Origin of the sequence: Sutcliffiella halmapala (assembly GCF_050107295.1) — a bacterium.
Taxonomy (GTDB): Bacteria; Bacillota; Bacilli; order Bacillales; family Bacillaceae_I; genus Sutcliffiella_A; species Sutcliffiella_A halmapala_A.
On the sequence record NZ_JBNIKR010000005.1, the window covers coordinates 112,840 to 129,571 of the forward strand.

Annotated in this window: 11 protein-coding genes; all 11 read left to right on the forward strand. The window is 45.2% G+C overall.

Going from position 1 to position 16,732, the window contains the following annotated elements; translation table 11 throughout:
- The first annotated feature begins 168 nt into the window (after window positions 1-168).
- The 11 genes from ACQCT5_RS09760 to ACQCT5_RS09810 all read left to right on the forward strand — a co-directional run bounded on the left by ACQCT5_RS09760 (window position 169) and on the right by ACQCT5_RS09810 (window position 16,732).
- Complete coding sequence (locus ACQCT5_RS09760) at window positions 169-2,328, forward strand: glycoside hydrolase family 3 N-terminal domain-containing protein (protein WP_499641356.1); 2,160 nt, start codon at window positions 169-171, stop codon at window positions 2,326-2,328.
- A 23-nt stretch (window positions 2,329-2,351) separates the two neighbouring features.
- Window positions 2,352-5,699, forward strand: coding sequence for a GH36-type glycosyl hydrolase domain-containing protein (locus tag ACQCT5_RS09765; RefSeq protein ID WP_499641359.1), 3,348 nt, complete (start codon window positions 2,352-2,354; stop codon window positions 5,697-5,699).
- A 515-nt stretch (window positions 5,700-6,214) separates the two neighbouring features.
- Window positions 6,215-7,000, forward strand: a complete 786-nt coding sequence (locus ACQCT5_RS09770; RefSeq protein ID WP_499641361.1) for a sugar phosphate isomerase/epimerase family protein — start codon at window positions 6,215-6,217, stop codon at window positions 6,998-7,000.
- A 4-nt stretch (window positions 7,001-7,004) separates the two neighbouring features.
- Window positions 7,005-8,141: a Gfo/Idh/MocA family protein gene (locus tag ACQCT5_RS09775; RefSeq protein WP_499641363.1), complete on the forward strand. Its 1,137-nt coding sequence runs from the start codon at window positions 7,005-7,007 to the stop codon at window positions 8,139-8,141.
- Between the two features lie 406 nt (window positions 8,142-8,547).
- Window positions 8,548-9,912, forward strand: a complete 1,365-nt coding sequence (locus ACQCT5_RS09780) for an ABC transporter substrate-binding protein (protein ID WP_499641365.1) — start codon at window positions 8,548-8,550, stop codon at window positions 9,910-9,912.
- A gap of 78 nt (window positions 9,913-9,990) precedes the next feature.
- Window positions 9,991-11,106, forward strand: a complete 1,116-nt coding sequence (locus ACQCT5_RS09785) for a Gfo/Idh/MocA family protein (protein ID WP_499641366.1) — start codon at window positions 9,991-9,993, stop codon at window positions 11,104-11,106.
- A gap of 159 nt (window positions 11,107-11,265) precedes the next feature.
- Window positions 11,266-12,255, forward strand: a complete 990-nt coding sequence (locus ACQCT5_RS09790) for a LacI family DNA-binding transcriptional regulator (RefSeq protein WP_499641368.1) — start codon at window positions 11,266-11,268, stop codon at window positions 12,253-12,255.
- 259 nt (window positions 12,256-12,514) lie between these two features.
- Complete coding sequence (locus ACQCT5_RS09795) at window positions 12,515-13,237, forward strand: ThuA domain-containing protein (RefSeq protein WP_499641370.1); 723 nt, start codon at window positions 12,515-12,517, stop codon at window positions 13,235-13,237.
- A gap of 37 nt (window positions 13,238-13,274) precedes the next feature.
- A complete protein-coding gene (locus tag ACQCT5_RS09800) occupies window positions 13,275-14,312 on the forward strand; it encodes a Gfo/Idh/MocA family protein (RefSeq protein ID WP_499641372.1) in 1,038 nt (345 codons plus the stop codon).
- 16 nt (window positions 14,313-14,328) lie between these two features.
- Entirely contained in the window at window positions 14,329-15,297 is a 969-nt protein-coding gene (locus ACQCT5_RS09805) for a sugar phosphate isomerase/epimerase family protein (RefSeq protein ID WP_499641374.1), read from the forward strand.
- Between the two features lie 373 nt (window positions 15,298-15,670).
- On the forward strand, window positions 15,671-16,732 hold the full coding sequence (locus ACQCT5_RS09810) for a Gfo/Idh/MocA family protein (RefSeq protein ID WP_499641376.1): 1,062 nt from the start codon (window positions 15,671-15,673) through the stop codon (window positions 16,730-16,732).

A 16,732-nucleotide genomic window follows, 5' to 3' on the forward strand; every position in this document is an offset into this window, starting at 1 on the left:
AAAATTATTTTCTTAACAAAGGGAATGCACAATTTAAATTGGGCAATTTATAGCTTGTTATAGAAACGTTTCGACAAAATAACAGAATTTTACACAAAATAACTTAATAAATATAGGTTTATATGCATAAAAACGTTTCAGCACATGTAAGCCAAGGAGGGAACCATAATGGGGAAAGACGTAAAAGCTCTTTTAGAACAAATGACACTGGATGAAAAAATAGCACAACTCTTGCAATTGGCTACTTTTTTCTACAAAGGTGCTGCCGGAGAAGGCGAAATTACTGGTCCGATGGCCAATATGGGAATCAATGAGGACGTTGTAACAAATACCGGCTCCGTTTTGGGAGCATCAGGAGCAAAAGAGGTTCAGAACATCCAGAAAGAGCATTTGGCAGAAAATCGATTAGGTATCCCTTTGCTTATCATGGCTGACATCGTTCACGGATTTAAAACGATCTTCCCGGTACCACTCGCAATCGGGTGTTCCTGGAATATGGAGCTCGCAGAAAAAAGCGCGGAAATAGCTGCAAAGGAAGCAGCAGTTTCGGGAGTTCATGTGACATTCGCCCCGATGGTGGATCTTGTCCGTGACCCGCGGTGGGGACGTGTGATGGAATCCACTGGTGAGGATCCATACTTGAACAGTGAGTTTGCTAGAGCCTTTGTACGTGGTTTCCAAGGTAATGACCTGACGAACGACCATCATCGCGTAGCCGCTTGCGTCAAGCATTTCGCAGCTTATGGGGCAGCGGAAGGCGGACGTGACTATAACACGGTCAACATGTCAGAAAGACAGCTTCGTGAATCCTATCTGCCTGCATACAAGGCGGCTTTGGATGAAGGCTGTGAAATGGTGATGACGGCATTCAATACGGTGGATGGCATTCCGGCAACAGGAAACAAAAAGCTGATGAGAGAGCTTCTTCGCGACGAGTGGGGCTTTGACGGCGTCATCATTTCCGACTGGGGCGCAGTGAAGGAGCAGATTTTCCACGGTGTGGCAGCAGATGAGAAAGAATGTGCACAGAAGTCTATCGAGGCTGGAGTGGACATCGAAATGATGACCTCCTGCTTTCCGAAGCACTTGAAGGAGCTTGTGGAAAATGGGGATGTGTCAGAGGAAACCATCAATGAATCGGTTCTTCGTATCCTGACATTAAAAGAAAAGCTTGGACTTTTTGAAAACCCATACCGCGGTGCGTCGGAGGAGCTGGAGGCGGAAGTCATCCTTTCCGAGGAGCATCGTAAAGTATCAAGGGAACTGGCAATAAAATCTTGTGTTCTATTAAAAAATGAAAATGTCCTGCCGCTTCAAAAGGAACAAAAAATAGCACTGTTCGGACCGTTTGCTTCAAGCGGGGATATCATGGGTGCATGGTCCTGGCATGGCAGACAGGAGGATGCGGTACAGCTTCAGTCGGCTTTCAGAACGAAAATGGAATCCTCCAACTTAACGATTGCACAAGGCTCCGACATTGAGACGATTACGGAAGAGCAGCTTCAGGAGGCGGTAAAAGCAGCACGGGATGCTGATGTGATTGTCCTTGCTGTCGGGGAGAGAGCTGACATGAGCGGAGAGGCAAAGTGCCGCGCTGACATTCGACTGCCACAGGCACAGCTTGAACTGATCGAAAGAATGAAAGAATTGCAGAAACCGATCGTTACCGTACTGTTCAATGGTAGACCATTAGATCTTCACGGTGTGATTGATAGAGTGGATGCATTGCTTGAAGCTTGGTATCCGGGAACAGAGGGCGGCGCAGCCGTTGCAGACCTGCTGTTCGGTGATGCCAACCCATCCGGAAAGCTGACGATGAGCTTCCCATATTCCGTGGGACAGGTTCCTGTCTATTACAACCACTTCAATACAGGAAGACCGAACAGACCGGATGCTCCGGATCACTACGTATCCAAATATTTGGATATACCGAATGAGCCACTTCTTCCATTTGGCTATGGACTAAGCTATACGAGCTTTACGTACAGTGAGATGAGCCTATCAAATGAAACGGTAACACCAAACGAACCGATTACAGCATCCATCCAGGTGACCAATTCCGGACAAATGCCGGGAGAGGAAATCGTTCAGTTCTATGTTCGCGATATTGCCGGTGAGATTGTTCGTCCATTGAAGGAATTGAAAGGCTATCAAAAAGTATGGCTTGAGCCTGGTGAAACGAAGGAAGTAAGCTTTGCGATTTCGGAAGAAGCCCTTCGCTACTACCATGCAAACCTGGAGTTTACAAGTGATAATGGGGAATTCCATGCAATGATCGGCCCAAACAGCACGGAGCTCACACTTCGTTCATTCAGACTTGAGAAATAGAAGAACTAAAAGGAGGACTTTCCATGCAAACTCAAACGAGAAATGACGCAAAAATTAATATTCAGGCAGGAAACTATCGCTTTACGTTTTTAAACAGCGGAGATATCTTTGAGGCTACTCATAAGGAAATCATGATCAACCAATGGATGTCCAACCCGGTAGACGGAGCGCTTAACAATATTTATTTACGCTTGCATCAAGAAGATGGGATAAAGGCATTTCCTCTTTTAGGCGTTAGATCTACAAGCAAGGTGAGCTATTCGGAATCCCGCATGGTCTGGGAAGGCACAGTGGAAAACGTATCCTATCAGGTCACCTTCCTCCTATCGGAAAAAGGCATCTGGTTCTGGGACGTAACGGTAGAGGGCCAAGGCCGGACTGTTGACCTTGTCTATGGACAGGACGTCGGAATCGGAAGCAAAGGCCTGATCCGATCCAATGAATCCTACCTATCCCAATACATCGATCACAAGGTGTTTGAAGAGGAGAGCAGAGGCTATGTTGTCTGCTCCCGCCAGAACCAACCGCAGCCGGGAGGATTCCCATATCTGCAGCAGGGCTCTCTGACAAAAGCGGTGGGGTATTCAACGGACGGGTTCCAATTCTATGGCCTTTCCTATAAAGAAACGAACAAGCCGGAGATTCTTTCACAAGCATCTCTTCCGAATGAAGTGTATCAGTACGAATTTGCCTACACTGGATTGCAATCGGAAAAGGTGACATTGGACGGCAGCAAGCAGTTCGTGTTCTACGGTCTTTTCAAGGAAAACCAGGAGAAGGCGGTAACAGCACTTGAGTTTGCAGACGAAGTGGAGCAGGCTTGGCAGGAGGCTCTTTCAAGTGCAGCGATTGAACTTCAGTTTATCGAAAAAGTGAACATCCTTCCGACAATCGGAGGAACCCTTTCCGGAAACGCTTGGACAAAAGAAGAAGTGGATGCGCATTATCCTGTCCGCCATCAGGAGGAATGGGAAGGGGATTCCCTGCTTTCTTTCTTCACCGACACACATGAGCATGTTGTGCTGAAAGAAAAGGAACAGCATGTGGAACGTCCTCATGGCCACATCATCATGTCCGGAAATAACGATAAAATGACAGAAAACGTCATCACTTCCACATCGTATATGTATGGAATTTTCAACTCCCAGCTTGTTGTCGGGAACACAAGCTTCAACAAAATGATGACCAATGCACGTAACGCCCTGAACGCGATGAAAACTTCCGGTCAGCGCATCTACGTAGAGGTGGAAGGCAGCTACAAGCTGTTGACCATGCCTTCGGTGTTCGAGATTGGCTTCAACTATGCACGCTGGTTCTACAAAACAGCGGATGACACGCTTGTCATCACAAATTATACAGTGGTTGATTCACCGGAAGTCCACATGACTGTCCGTTCCGAAAAAGGGAAAGCGTATCGCTATCTTGTAACGAATCAGATCAGTATGAACAATAACGAGCTTGATATAGATTTTGGGATGCATGTTGATGGAAAGACTTTATCCTTCCATGCAGCAGAAGGCTCTGATTCGATTCACACGTATCCTAACCTCGCTTACAAGCTGACGATTGATGGTGCAGAATTCACGGTGGAAAACGAGAGCAAGCTTGCGCAAAATGTTGTGCCAAATTCCGCTTCCCTGGTAGTGCTTGAGCTTGGGGCAACTTCCGAGTGGAACATGACTGTGCAAGGTTTGCTTCAAGGAGAAGAGTTGCCATTTGTTCAACGTGACGTATCAGCGGAAATCGACCGTTACCGTACATTTTTTGAAAATGTCATGAATGGCTTTAAGCTTTCCCAGAATGGCAAAGGAACGGAAGAACTGGAAAAAGTGAATGCATTGGCATGGTGGTACACCCATAATATGCTTGTCCACTACTCTGTCCCTCACGGCTTGGAGCAGTACGGCGGGGCAGCCTGGGGAACTCGTGACGTATGCCAGGGGCCGACCGAATACTTCATGGCTACACAAAAATACGACAGCGTGAAGGAAATCATCAAGAAGGTCTATTCCCACCAGTACGAGGATACAGGAAACTGGCCTCAGTGGTTCATGTTCGATAAATACTTCCGCATCCAGCATGATGAAAGCCATGGCGATATCATCGTCTGGCCGTTGAAAGTCTTAAGTGACTATTTGACCATCACGAAGGACTACAGCATTTTACAGGAGCAGGTTCCTTACACAATCCGTAAGGCCTACCAGTTCACTGAAAATACTGCTACGGTTTATGAGCATGCGAAGAAAGAAATCCAGTTCATCAAGGACAACTTCCTGCATGATACGTATCTATCTTCCTACGGAGATGGGGACTGGGATGACACGCTTCAGCCTGCAAATGCACAACTGAAGCAATACATGGTGAGCAGCTGGACCGTTTCCTTGACCTATCAGGTGCTGAACACATTATCCAAGGCATTGGAAGAGGTAGATCAGACTGAAGCGGCTGAATTGAAAGGCTTAGCGGAAGGGATCGAAAAGGACTTCAATAAATATATGCTTGGCAACGATGTGATTCCAGGATTCGTCTACATGGAGGAGCCAGGAAAGCCTGAATTGATGGTACATCCAGAGGATACAAAAACAGGCATCCATTATCGCCTGTTGCCGATGACACGCAGCATGATCAGTGAGCTGTTGACACCGGAGCAAGCGGAAGCGCACTATGGTGTCATCAAGGAAAAACTGTTCTGCCCGGATGGAGTGAGACTGATGAACCGCCCGGCCAACTATGCAGGCGGAGTGAGCACCCACTTCAAACGTGCCGAGCAGGCAGCAAACTTCGGCCGAGAAATCGGATTGCAATACGTACACGCCCACATTCGTTTCGTGGAAGCGATGGCGAAGATCGGCAAAACGGATGAAGTATGGAACGGCTTGAATGTCATCAATCCGATCAACATCCAGAACGCCGTGCCAAATGCGGAACGCCGCCAAAGCAATGCGTACTTCAGCTCCTCAGACGGGCAATTCAATACGCGCTATGAAGCACAAGAAGGCTTTGATAAGCTTCGCGACGGTTCCGTGAAGGTGAAAGGCGGATGGAGAATCTATTCTTCCGGCCCTGGAATCTACATGAACCAGCTGATCTCCAACTGCCTGGGCATCCGTCAGCATGGAGGTGACCTTGTCATCGACCCTGTACTTCCGGAAAAGCTGGATGGACTGAACTTTGAATTCAAGGTGAACGGTCATGACGTAAGCTTCGTCTACCACCTGAACCAGGATGAGAAAAAGGTATTGGTGAACGGACAAGCTGTCGAAGCGGCTGCGTTATCGAACAGATACCGTGAAGGCGGGTTTACGATCAGTAAATCGGTGCTTGAGAATGTGTTAGTTGATGGGAAAAACGTTGTAGAGGTATATATTTAATATAGTTTGTTATTTTCGAAGGGCTGACCCACATATTCCATGTCGGGTCAGCCTTTTTTTATTCATATATGAAGAAATACCCTCGAGTTCGTGCCGAATCGTAACAAGTTCGTGCCGAACGCCAACGAGTTGATGCCGAAATGAAACAAGTTCGTGCCAAACACTTCCGAGTTGATGCCAAAATGTATTGTGTACTAATAGTCACTAAGACTTGCTTTCCATTATCAGTGCTGCCTTATTTTAAAAATAAAAATCGATGAATCATCCAAACTGCATGTTTTTGTTAATTGTCTCGGCTGTTCTTTACAGTATAATTCTAGGAAAGATGGCTTTTCAGAATATTCTAAAATAACATGAAAGGAGTGTATGCTTATAACCGTTTCTCTCTTTAAGCGCATGCTTTTTTAAAAGTTACAGTCATCAGTTCAACAAAGGTACATTCCCAACCTAGACCTGCATCATGTAGATTCTTTATCCTTGAATAAAGAATAATTTATTACATGGAGGTAAAAAGAATGAAATATACAATTGCATCTTATTCATTTCACGGAATGATGAATGAAGGGAAAATGGATGTTTTCGGTTACCTGGAAAGCGCCAAATACCGTTATCACCTTAATTCAGCTGATATTTGGAACATGATGCTGGAAAGTTTCGATGTAGATTACTTGAAAAAAGTGAAAGAAGCCATGGATGAAAAAGATATGTATCTGGCCAATCTCTGTGTCGATTGTGCGGAAGTTTGGGACCCGAATCCGGAAGCCAAGGAACAGTGGTACCAGAATGCACTGAAGAACTTGAAGGCGGCGGAGATCTTAGGCGCCGAGACAGTCCGAATCGACATGGGTGGCAGGGATTTGGAAATGACGGATGAACAGTTTGAATATACAGTGATGCGATATAAGGAATATGCGAAAATTGCCCATGATTGCGGGTTTAAGATTGGTCCTGAAAACCATTGGGGAGCTTCCCGTGTACCGGAAAACATTAAGAAAGTATACGAAGCGGTTGACCATCCATCCTTTGGAATCCTGTTGCACTTTGATAACTGGGATGTCGACAAGGAAAACGGGGATAGACTTTGTGCACAATATGCTTTCCATACTCACCTGGCTGCCTGGGTTATCCCACAGTGTGAGGAAAAATTAGGGATTCTCGACTCAGTTGGATATCAGGGACATCTTGGAATCGAGCATCACTCATCGAAAAATGAATACAGCCAGGTAGCATGGCAGCTTGCAACAGCGCGTAACACTTGGGAAAATATGAAAAATCAACAATTAAGAAAGATTGGTGTATAACCCTATGGGAAAAATACGAATCGGCGTTATCGGTGTTGGCATCATTGGTAAAGATCATTTGGATAAATACGCAAATGTGACCGGAGCGGAAGTTGTGGCAATCTGTGACATCAATGAAAATGAACTGAAAAAGGTATCCGATCAATATAAAATCCCTGATACGTATTTAGACTTCCGTGAGATGTTACAAAGAGAGGACATTGACGCTGTTGATGTCTGCCTGCATAACAATCTTCATGCTCAAGTGACCATAGAAGCGTTGAAGGCCGGAAAGCATGTGTACTGCGAGAAACCAATTGCAGGTTCATATGTAGATGGGAAGCGGATGCTGGAAGCTGCAAAAGAATACGGAAAGAAATTGCACATACAATTGAGTTTCCTTTACTTAAAAGAAACAAAAGCTGCAAAAAAATTGATAGATGGCGGTAAGCTTGGAACCTTATACCATGCCAGGTCCACCGGTTTTAGAAGGAGAGGACGTCCATATGTAGATGGATATGGAACAAAGGAATTTCTTCAGAAGAAGATGGCTTCCGGGGGAGCATTGTTTGACATGGGAGTCTACCGCATCTCACAACTTCTTTATATAATGAACATGCCTAAAGTGAAAACCATTACCGGGAAAACGTATCGTGAACTGGAGATGGACGAAAAGAGAAGACAAATCAGCGGATTCGAGGTAGAGGAACTTGGGGTTGGGTTTGTCAGGTTTGAGGGTGGATTAACACTGGACATCATCGAGTCCTGGGCCATTCATCTAAATGGCTTTGAAGGCAGCTATCTTGTAGGTAATGAAGGTGGTATCCAGTTCCCAGGCTACACCAACGGAGTGAGCACCCCATTCAGTTACCATACATCAATAGGTGGGATGGATATGGACGGCACCTTTGACTTAGGGGCAGCGGATTATCGCTGGCATCAGCTGGAGGAAAATACGGATGCCTACGACTCCTCCCAGCATCATTGGATTGCCGCACTCCAAGGCAGGGTGGAACTGTTGCCGACAGCAGAAATTGCCCTTCAGACCATGCTTATCAGCGAGGGGATTTACCTGTCAAATACCTTGGAAAGAGAAGTAACGGCTGAAGAGGTCATTTCCAAGGCACAAACACAGGCTTTAGAACCCAGTAATGTATATTGATAGTTTTTGATAAAAGAATTGTAACCGATTACAACGTGGAGTATAATGAAATTATCGAAACGTATCAATAAGGTAATGAGTCAATAATATATATTTTTTTTGTTAAATAGAAAAACGTTTCGATAAACCGGTGAATCTGTTATCGAGATTAGAAGTTTAGTAACTTTCCTAATAATTTTTATTCAAGTGTCTAAGATCTGAAAGTGTGTGTTCAAGAAGAAAGAGAAAATTCTTCGAATAAGCGAAGACAAAAGGACCAGACTTTATAGGAATTACTGACATCTTAAGATTCGGCCAAGAGTTTCGCATTCAATAGCATAAGGTTATAAAACCATGCTGCATGAGGATACTTTTCCCTAGCTTTTTGAACACCCTTTTATACCTAACAATCAAAGGGGTGCAGTTCATGAAAATGTTAAAATCCTTGGTGGCAGTCTCCACCAGTATGATGCTTCTGATCGGTTGCAGTAATGAAACATCAACGGAAAAGAAAGAAGATAAGAAAGAGGTAACCATTTCCTTTGCGAGCTGGAGCCTTGGTACCGAAGAAGAGCGGAATCTGAATCGAATAATGATTGAGGAATTCGAAGAGAAATATCCTCACATTAATGTGGAGATCGATGAAACGGTCATTGCAAGTAAGCAATGGAACGACGGCTTGGCAGCTGCAGCTAGTGCTAATAAAATGCCGGATGTCTTCTCGCTTGCACAGATTCCTCCTGGTATTGCAAACAATTGGTTACTTGATCTTACTGAAATTGCTGCAGACGATGAAGACTTCGCAAAGATTCCGGAAGTGGTGCGGGAATCCGCCACTTACAATGAAGTTCTTTACGCATTACCTGCAGGACAGCAACTGTTAGGATACTATGTCAATAAAGACCTGTTCAATCAGGAAAACCTGAATGTCCCGGAAAATGGCTTTAGCATCGATGAGTTTGAGGATGCGGTAAGAAGTGTTACGAATATCAGCAAGGGACAGGTTGGAGTAAACAACCCTAACGCGATTATTGACTGGTATCCGGCAGCGGTAAGTGATACTCTCGGCTGGTATACATACACAGAGGAAGGCTATCACTTGAATAGCAATGAGTTTATCAGTGGCTTGAATTTTGCCAAGAACTTAGTCACAAACGGATATACGTTTGAATCATTGACAGACGAACAAAAAAGCAATTTTTCAGGAGAAAACCCAGGTGAGGTTTGGACTGCCGGCGGTATGGGACTTGTCTGGGATGGAACATGGGCACTCGCTTCCTTTGAGGAAAACCTGGACTTTGACTATGATTTCATCGGGATTCCCGGTGGTAGAACAGTGGTTGCAAATGACTATATGGGAATCTCCAAAACTACAAAACATGCAGAAGAAGCCTATCTGTTCACAAAATGGATGACGTTCGGAAAAGAAGGATACTTGAAACGCATTGAAGTTGCTGTAGCGGAAGACAAGGGCTTAAGCGGTTTACCAGTTACAACAGATGAAGAAGTATTGGATGCCTACTTTGAAATTCAAGACCTTCCTGGATTGCGTATTGCTTATGAAAAGCTCGACAATGGGGTAATTGAACCATTCAAATTTGTTCCAGGGTACGTGCAGTCCAGATGGGAGGCACCAACGGGGGTAGCGGTGGAGGACAATCCAAATGCCAATATCACTACCCTATTGGAAGCCGGTGTTAAAGGTAAAGTAAAGATAGAAGATTATATTTCTCAAATCAATGAATTAGCAAATCAGATGCATCAAGAAGGAAAAGAATCGATTGGGCAATAATTGAGTGGATAAATTAAAATGGTGCGGCGATCGTTTTATGGTCGCCGCTTTTATCATCTAAGAATGGAGTTAAAAAGTATGGAAAAAGTGAAGGTCGGAATTATTGGAACAGGAACAATAAGCGGCATCTACCTGGAGGCACCAAAGAAATTTTCGATTTTAGAAATTGTGGCGGTTGCCGATATTGATATCGAAAGAGCACGGGAAAAAGCTGCGGAATATCAAGTGGAAAAGGTGTATACCGTTGAAGAGATGCTCGCAGATACTGAAATAGAAATGGTAATCAACCTAACCATTCCAAAAGCGCATATGCAGGTGACTATGGATGCTTTGGAAGCAGGCAAGCACGTATTCGTTGAAAAGCCTTTGACCATCGAAGTCGAAGAAGGCAGGAAGGTCCTTGAGCTCGCTGAGAAAAAAGGTTTGAGAGTCGGTTGTGCCCCTGACACATTTTTAGGAGGATCCCTGCAGACATGCCGCAAGCTGATTGATGACGGCTGGATCGGACAACCGGTTGCAGCGGCAGGTTTCATGCTTGGCGCAGGCCCTGAAGGCTGGCATCCTAACCCCGATTTTTATTATCAAAAAGGCGGCGGCCCGATGTTTGATATGGGACCATACTATATCACAGCCATGATTCATCTGCTTGGACCGATCAAAAGGGTGACAGGTTCTGCACAAATCTCTTTCCCTGAAAGAACGGTAACAAAAGCCGAGGATTATGGCCGCAAAATTCCAGTGGAGACGCCGACACATGTCACCGGTATACTGGACTTTGAAGGAGGAGCGGTCGGAACCCTCATCACAAGCTTCGATGTAAAAGGGGGAACAAGTCTCCCTTGTATGGAAATCTATGGAACCCTAGGAACATTAAGTGTACCGGATCCGAATAACTTCGGTGGGACGATCACCATCAGAAGAGCGGGGGAAAACCAATTTACGGAGGTGCCGTTGGCATACGGCTATCGCGAAAACAGCAGGGGAATCGGTGCAGCGGATATGGCCCATGCCATCAGGAGTGGCCGCCCACATCGTGCAAGCGGGCAATTGGCCCTGCAGGTGCTAGAGACGATGCATGCCATTCATGAATCCTCCCAGGACGGAATGCATATGGCTATCCAGCATGCCTGCGAACGCCCTGCGGCATTTCCTGTAGGATTCTCCCAGGACAGACAGGACCTTTTTAACAAGTAAAATCAATATCTATTGATTATTGTAAGTGTTTACATTATGCTATAGATAAGATATTGAAACGTTTCAAAACAGTTGGATCCGGTAGTTTCAAAAATCTGAAACTACTCGTCCAGCTTGATATATAGGGGATAGAGTAAACATATTGGAGATGTGAAGAAGATGGCAACAATCAAAGATGTTGCAAAGCTAGCTGGAGTAGCGGTCTCTACAGCTTCTTATGCACTGAATAATGTAAACAAGGTAAGCCCTGCCACCATGAAAAAGGTGCAGGAGGCCGCACGTGAACTGAACTACATGAAAAATGGATTTGCATCCGATTTAAAGCGGACCAAGACCAATACCATTGCACTGATTTTGAAGGATCTATCCGGACCCTTCTATTCAGAACTGATAAAAGGTGTTCAAGAGGTCACCATCAGAAATGGCTATGATCTGATCGCCTGCAGCTCTGTAGGAGGCGCGCAATCAACAGCCGTGAAATTCCTGAAGGAAAAGCGCGTGGACGGCGCCATTATCCTCGCCCATAACATCAGCGACGATATCATTCTCGAATCTGCAAGAGAAGGCTTCCCAATCGTCGTGCTGGATCGAAAAATAAAACATCCATTTGTCTATCAGGTGGAAGTCGATAACATCCATGGCGGTTATTTGGCTACCGAGCATCTTATTGAAAAAGGACACCGTGAGATAGCGTTTGTGAGCGGACCAATGGATTCCCATGATAATACGATGCGCTTTGAAGGCTATCAAGATGCGTTAAGGCATTACGGAATCCCTTATCAAACCAAATGGAAAGTATTTGGCGACTTTACTCGCGAAGGCGGCTACCGTGCAACCAAGATGCTGATTGCCCAACGTGACCTGCCGCAAGCATTCTTCTATGCGAACGATGAAATGGCGATCGGCGGCCTGCAGGCATTCAAAGAAAACAAGATTAGTGTACCAAACGACATATCCATCATCGGCTATGACGATATCCAGCTTTCCGAATACGTCAGTCCTCCTTTGACGACCATCAGGCAGCCGAAATACGAAGTAGGTGCATTGGCCGTCCATGTCGTATTCCAGGCCTTATCCAAAGAAAAAGTAGAGCAGTCCTATAAACTATCAACTGAACTCATTGCAAGAAATTCCGTCAAACATACCTAGAAGCCATTCTTTCTTCCTATACTTAATGGAGAAGGAAGAATGGCTTCTTTTTTTTCACCATTTCATAGAAAAAGTCGGAATTATCCTATCCAGTTCGGACATTAACATTGAAAACGCTTTTATATCCATTTATAATAGAGTAGTATTTGTTGAAACGTTTCGTAGAGTAATTTATGGAAACGTTCTCATATCGTAATTCATAGTTTGATATTTTAATTAAATTTAGAAGCAGATTATATAAGAGAGGAGCAATTTTATCATGATAAAAGTAACTGTTTGGAATGAAAACCGTCATGAGCAAACGAATGAAAAGGTTAGAGAGGTTTATCCGGAGGGGATTCATGGTGCGATTGCCTCATTCCTGAAAGAAGACAACTTTGAAGTAAGAACGGCAACCCTCGATGAGCCGGAGCATGGCCTGACTGAGGAAGTTCTGAACAGTACCGATGTTCTTGTATGGTGGGGACATATGGCGCATGACGATGTGAGTGATGAAATTGTGACTCGTGTAAAAAATAGAGTACTAGATGGCATGGGATTGATTGTCCTGCATTCCGGTCACTTCTCCAAAATCTTCAAAACCTTGATGGGTACGACTTGTGATTTGAAATGGAGAGAAGCAGACGAGAAGGAGAGAATCTGGGTTGTATCTCCAGGTCATCCAATCGCTGAAGGTATCGGGGAACATATCGATATTGAAAAAGAAGAAATGTATGGCGAGCACTTTGACATTCCAGATCCAGACGAGCTTGTATTCGTCAGCTGGTTCGAAGGCGGCGAAGTATTCCGCAGCGGTTGCACATATAAACGAGGAAAAGGAAAAGTATTCTATTTCCGTCCTGGACATGAAACCTACCCGACGTATTACCATGAAAAAGTGCAAAAGGTAATCAGCAATGCAGTGAAATGGGCAAAGCCGACAGAATGCGGTCATGTGCACTACGGTAATGCAAAACCATTGGAAGAAATCAAAAGCAAATAAATAGATTTATTAAGACGACACTTAGGAGGGATCTTTTATGAAAAAATTGAGAGTTGGAGTGGTAGGCTGCGGAAGCATCGCAAAATTCCGCCATTTACCTGAATACCATGCAAACCAGAATGTAGAGCTTGTAGCTCTATGCGATATCGTACAGGAGCGCGCGGAACATGCTTCCGAGCAATATGGTGGAAAAGTATATACGGATTACAAGGAAATGATCGACCGTGAGGAATTAGATATCGTGAGTGTCTGCACACCTAACTACCTGCATGCACCTGTCTCCATCTACGCATCCAAAGCGGGCGTAAACGTATTATGCGAAAAGCCGATGGCTACTTCCAAGGAAGAAGCGGATGAAATGATTACAGCGGCTAAGGAATCGGGCAAAAAGCTGATGATTGCACACAACCAGCGCTTTGTTCCTTCCCATCAAAAGGCGAGACAGCTTATCGAAAGCGGCGAAGTCGGCAAAATCTACAGCTTCCGTACAGCATTCGGACACCCTGGGCCTGAGGGCTGGAGTGTAGACGGCAAGGACAGCTGGTTCTTCCGTAAAGAGGAAGCGTTCATTGGTGCGATGGGTGACCTGGGTGTCCATAAATCTGACCTGATGCGCTACCTTCTTGGAGAAGAGATCGTAGAAGTGGGGGCATTCATTGAAACGTCTGCCAAACAAAACACAGATGTAGATGACACTGCTGTATGTGCACTTAAAACGGAAAACGGCATCGTTGGGACGCTTGCAGCAAGCTGGTCCTATAAAAGAGAGGACAACTCCACAATCATCTACGCGGAAAAAGCGGTATTGCGTCTAGAAGACGATCCGACTCATTCCTTGGTTGTCCAATATGCAACAGGAGAAACAGTTCGCTATGAGCTAGGAAAAATTCAGAGCAATGAGAGCGGCGGCCAAACGGGATCTCAAGTGATCGACCATTTTGTAGCGAGCATCATCGAAGGCACAGAAGTGCTTGTAGACGGAAACGAAGGAAAGAATTCCTTAATGGTTATCCTGGGTGCACTTGAATCAAACGAAACGAAAAAAATCGTCAACATCAAAAACGACTTGAACTAAGGGAAGGTGAACTTCAATGAAACTAGGCGTGTTTACAGTACTTTTTGCCAATAAATCATTTACGGAAATGCTGGACTATGTGAAAGGTGCAGGGCTTGATGCAGTCGAGATCGGAACAGGCTGCTACCCTGGCAACAACCATTGTCCACTTGACACACTTCTTGAAGATGAAGGTGCACGAAATGCATACATGGAGGAAATCCACTCCCGTGGCCTTCAAATCAGTGCGTTCAGCTGTCATGGCAATCCGATTTCGCCAGATGAGGCTTTTGCAAAGGATTCCCATGAAACACTATTGAAGACGATTGACCTTGCAGCACTGACAGGTGTGGAAGTGGTCAACTGCTTCTCCGGTGTTCCTGGTGACAGCGAAAATGCAAAAGCGCCAAACTGGCCGGTTGCACCTTGGCCGAACGAGTATGGCGATGTATTGAAATGGCAGTGGGAAACTAAGTTGATTCCTTACTGGAAAGAAGTAGGGAAGTACGCAGAAGAACGCAACATCAAAATCGGCCTTGAGCTACATGGCGGATTCCTGGTACACACTCCTCATACGCTTTTGAAGCTGCGTGAGCTGACTTCTCCAGCAATCGGTGCAAACCTGGATCCGAGTCATCTATGGTGGCAGGGAATCGATCCGGTGGCAGCGATCAAGATCCTTGGAAAAGCTGGGGCAATCCATCACTTCCATGCAAAAGACACTTATATCGATCAGGACAATGTCAACATGTACGGGTTGACCGACATGCAGCCATATGGAGAAGTCCAGACTCGTGCATGGAGTTTCCGTTCTGTCGGCTGCGGCCATAGCGTACAAGAATGGTCTGATATGATGAGCGCGCTCCGCACATACGGCTATGACTACGTGGTGAGCATCGAGCACGAAGACCCAATCATGTCCATTGAAGAAGGCTTCGCTCGCGCGGTGTCGAACCTTCAATCCGTATTGATCAAAGAACAGCCAGCAGAATTGTGGTGGGTATAAGCCTACAAAGTTGACCAGAAGGGGCAGGGAATTGCCTCTTTTGGTTAGCTATTATTAAAATGGTTCTGTTAAATTAATGTATTTATTTTGGGTGCATAGCTGTGGATTGGAGCAATAGGCGAAGACTCCTCGAAAATGCGAGCATTTTCTTCGTGCGATGAGTCGCTGCCAGAGCCTTCCTTGTCCTGCGGGAGGTAGCGTTTAGGGGAGACCCCACAGGCGTAGCCGAGGAGGCCACAAACGCCCCTTGGGTCGCTGCGCCTATTGCGGAGATCTACAGCGGTGTTTAACAGAGCCATAAATATAGGAATTGACAAAAAGAAATTAATTAAATTATTTAATTAATAATGGATACATAGGGGAGGAAAAACAGATGGCAGAGTTAAAATTAGGGGTAATTGGAGCAGGAAACATTTTTCGTTATGTTCATGCACCTGCATGGAAAGAAAACAAGGATGTTGAAATTGTAGCAGTATGTGATACTGACCGCGAAAAAGCTGAAGCGGTAGCAAAGGAATTTAACATTCCTCATGTTTACACAGATTACAAGGATGTTCTGGCACATGAAGAAATCGATATGGTGGACATTTGTACACCAAACCTTTTCCACTCCGAATATTCTGTCGCGGCACTTGAAGCAGGAAAGCATGTTCTTTGCGAAAAACCGGATGCAGTAAGTCCGGAAGAAGCGGAAAGAATGGCAGAGGCTGCTGAAAAATCCGGAAAAACACTGATGGTCATGAGAAACAACCGTTTCAGTGCAGCATCAGGATACATGAAGCGTTTTGTGGAAAAGGGCCATATGGGCGAAATCTATACTGGTCGCTGTGGCTGGATTCGCAGAAGAGGAATTCCTGGTAAAGGCGGCTGGTTCACGACAAAAGAACTTTCCGGAGGCGGTCCGCTAATCGATCTTGGCGTTCACTTCATCGACCTTGCCATTTGGATCATGGGCAATCCAAAGCCTGTATCCGTGGTTGGATCCACTTACACAAAATTTGCAGACACAGATTTAGCTGATTCCGTCCACAGTCAATTCGGAACAAAGCAGGACGATGGAACATTCGATGTTGAGGACCTTGCAACTGGTTTCATCCGCTTTGATAACGGAGCAAGCCTGCAGATCGAATTCAGCTGGGCTTCCAACATCGAAGAAGAAGTTAACTTCTACGAGCTTCGCGGAACAAAGGCTGGAGCAAGCTTCAAAAATGGAAAACTGAAGATATTTACGGAAGTGGAAGAAAAGCTATGGAATGTCGAGCCGGAAATCGGGAACCATCATACTGGAGACCATGCGAATAATATCAATCATTTTGTCGACGTGGTTCAAGGTAGAACGGAAGCGATTTTCACTCCGGAACAAGGTGTCGACATGATCAAGATTTTAGATGCAATCTACAAATCTGCAAAAACTGGCCATGAGGTAAGATTATAA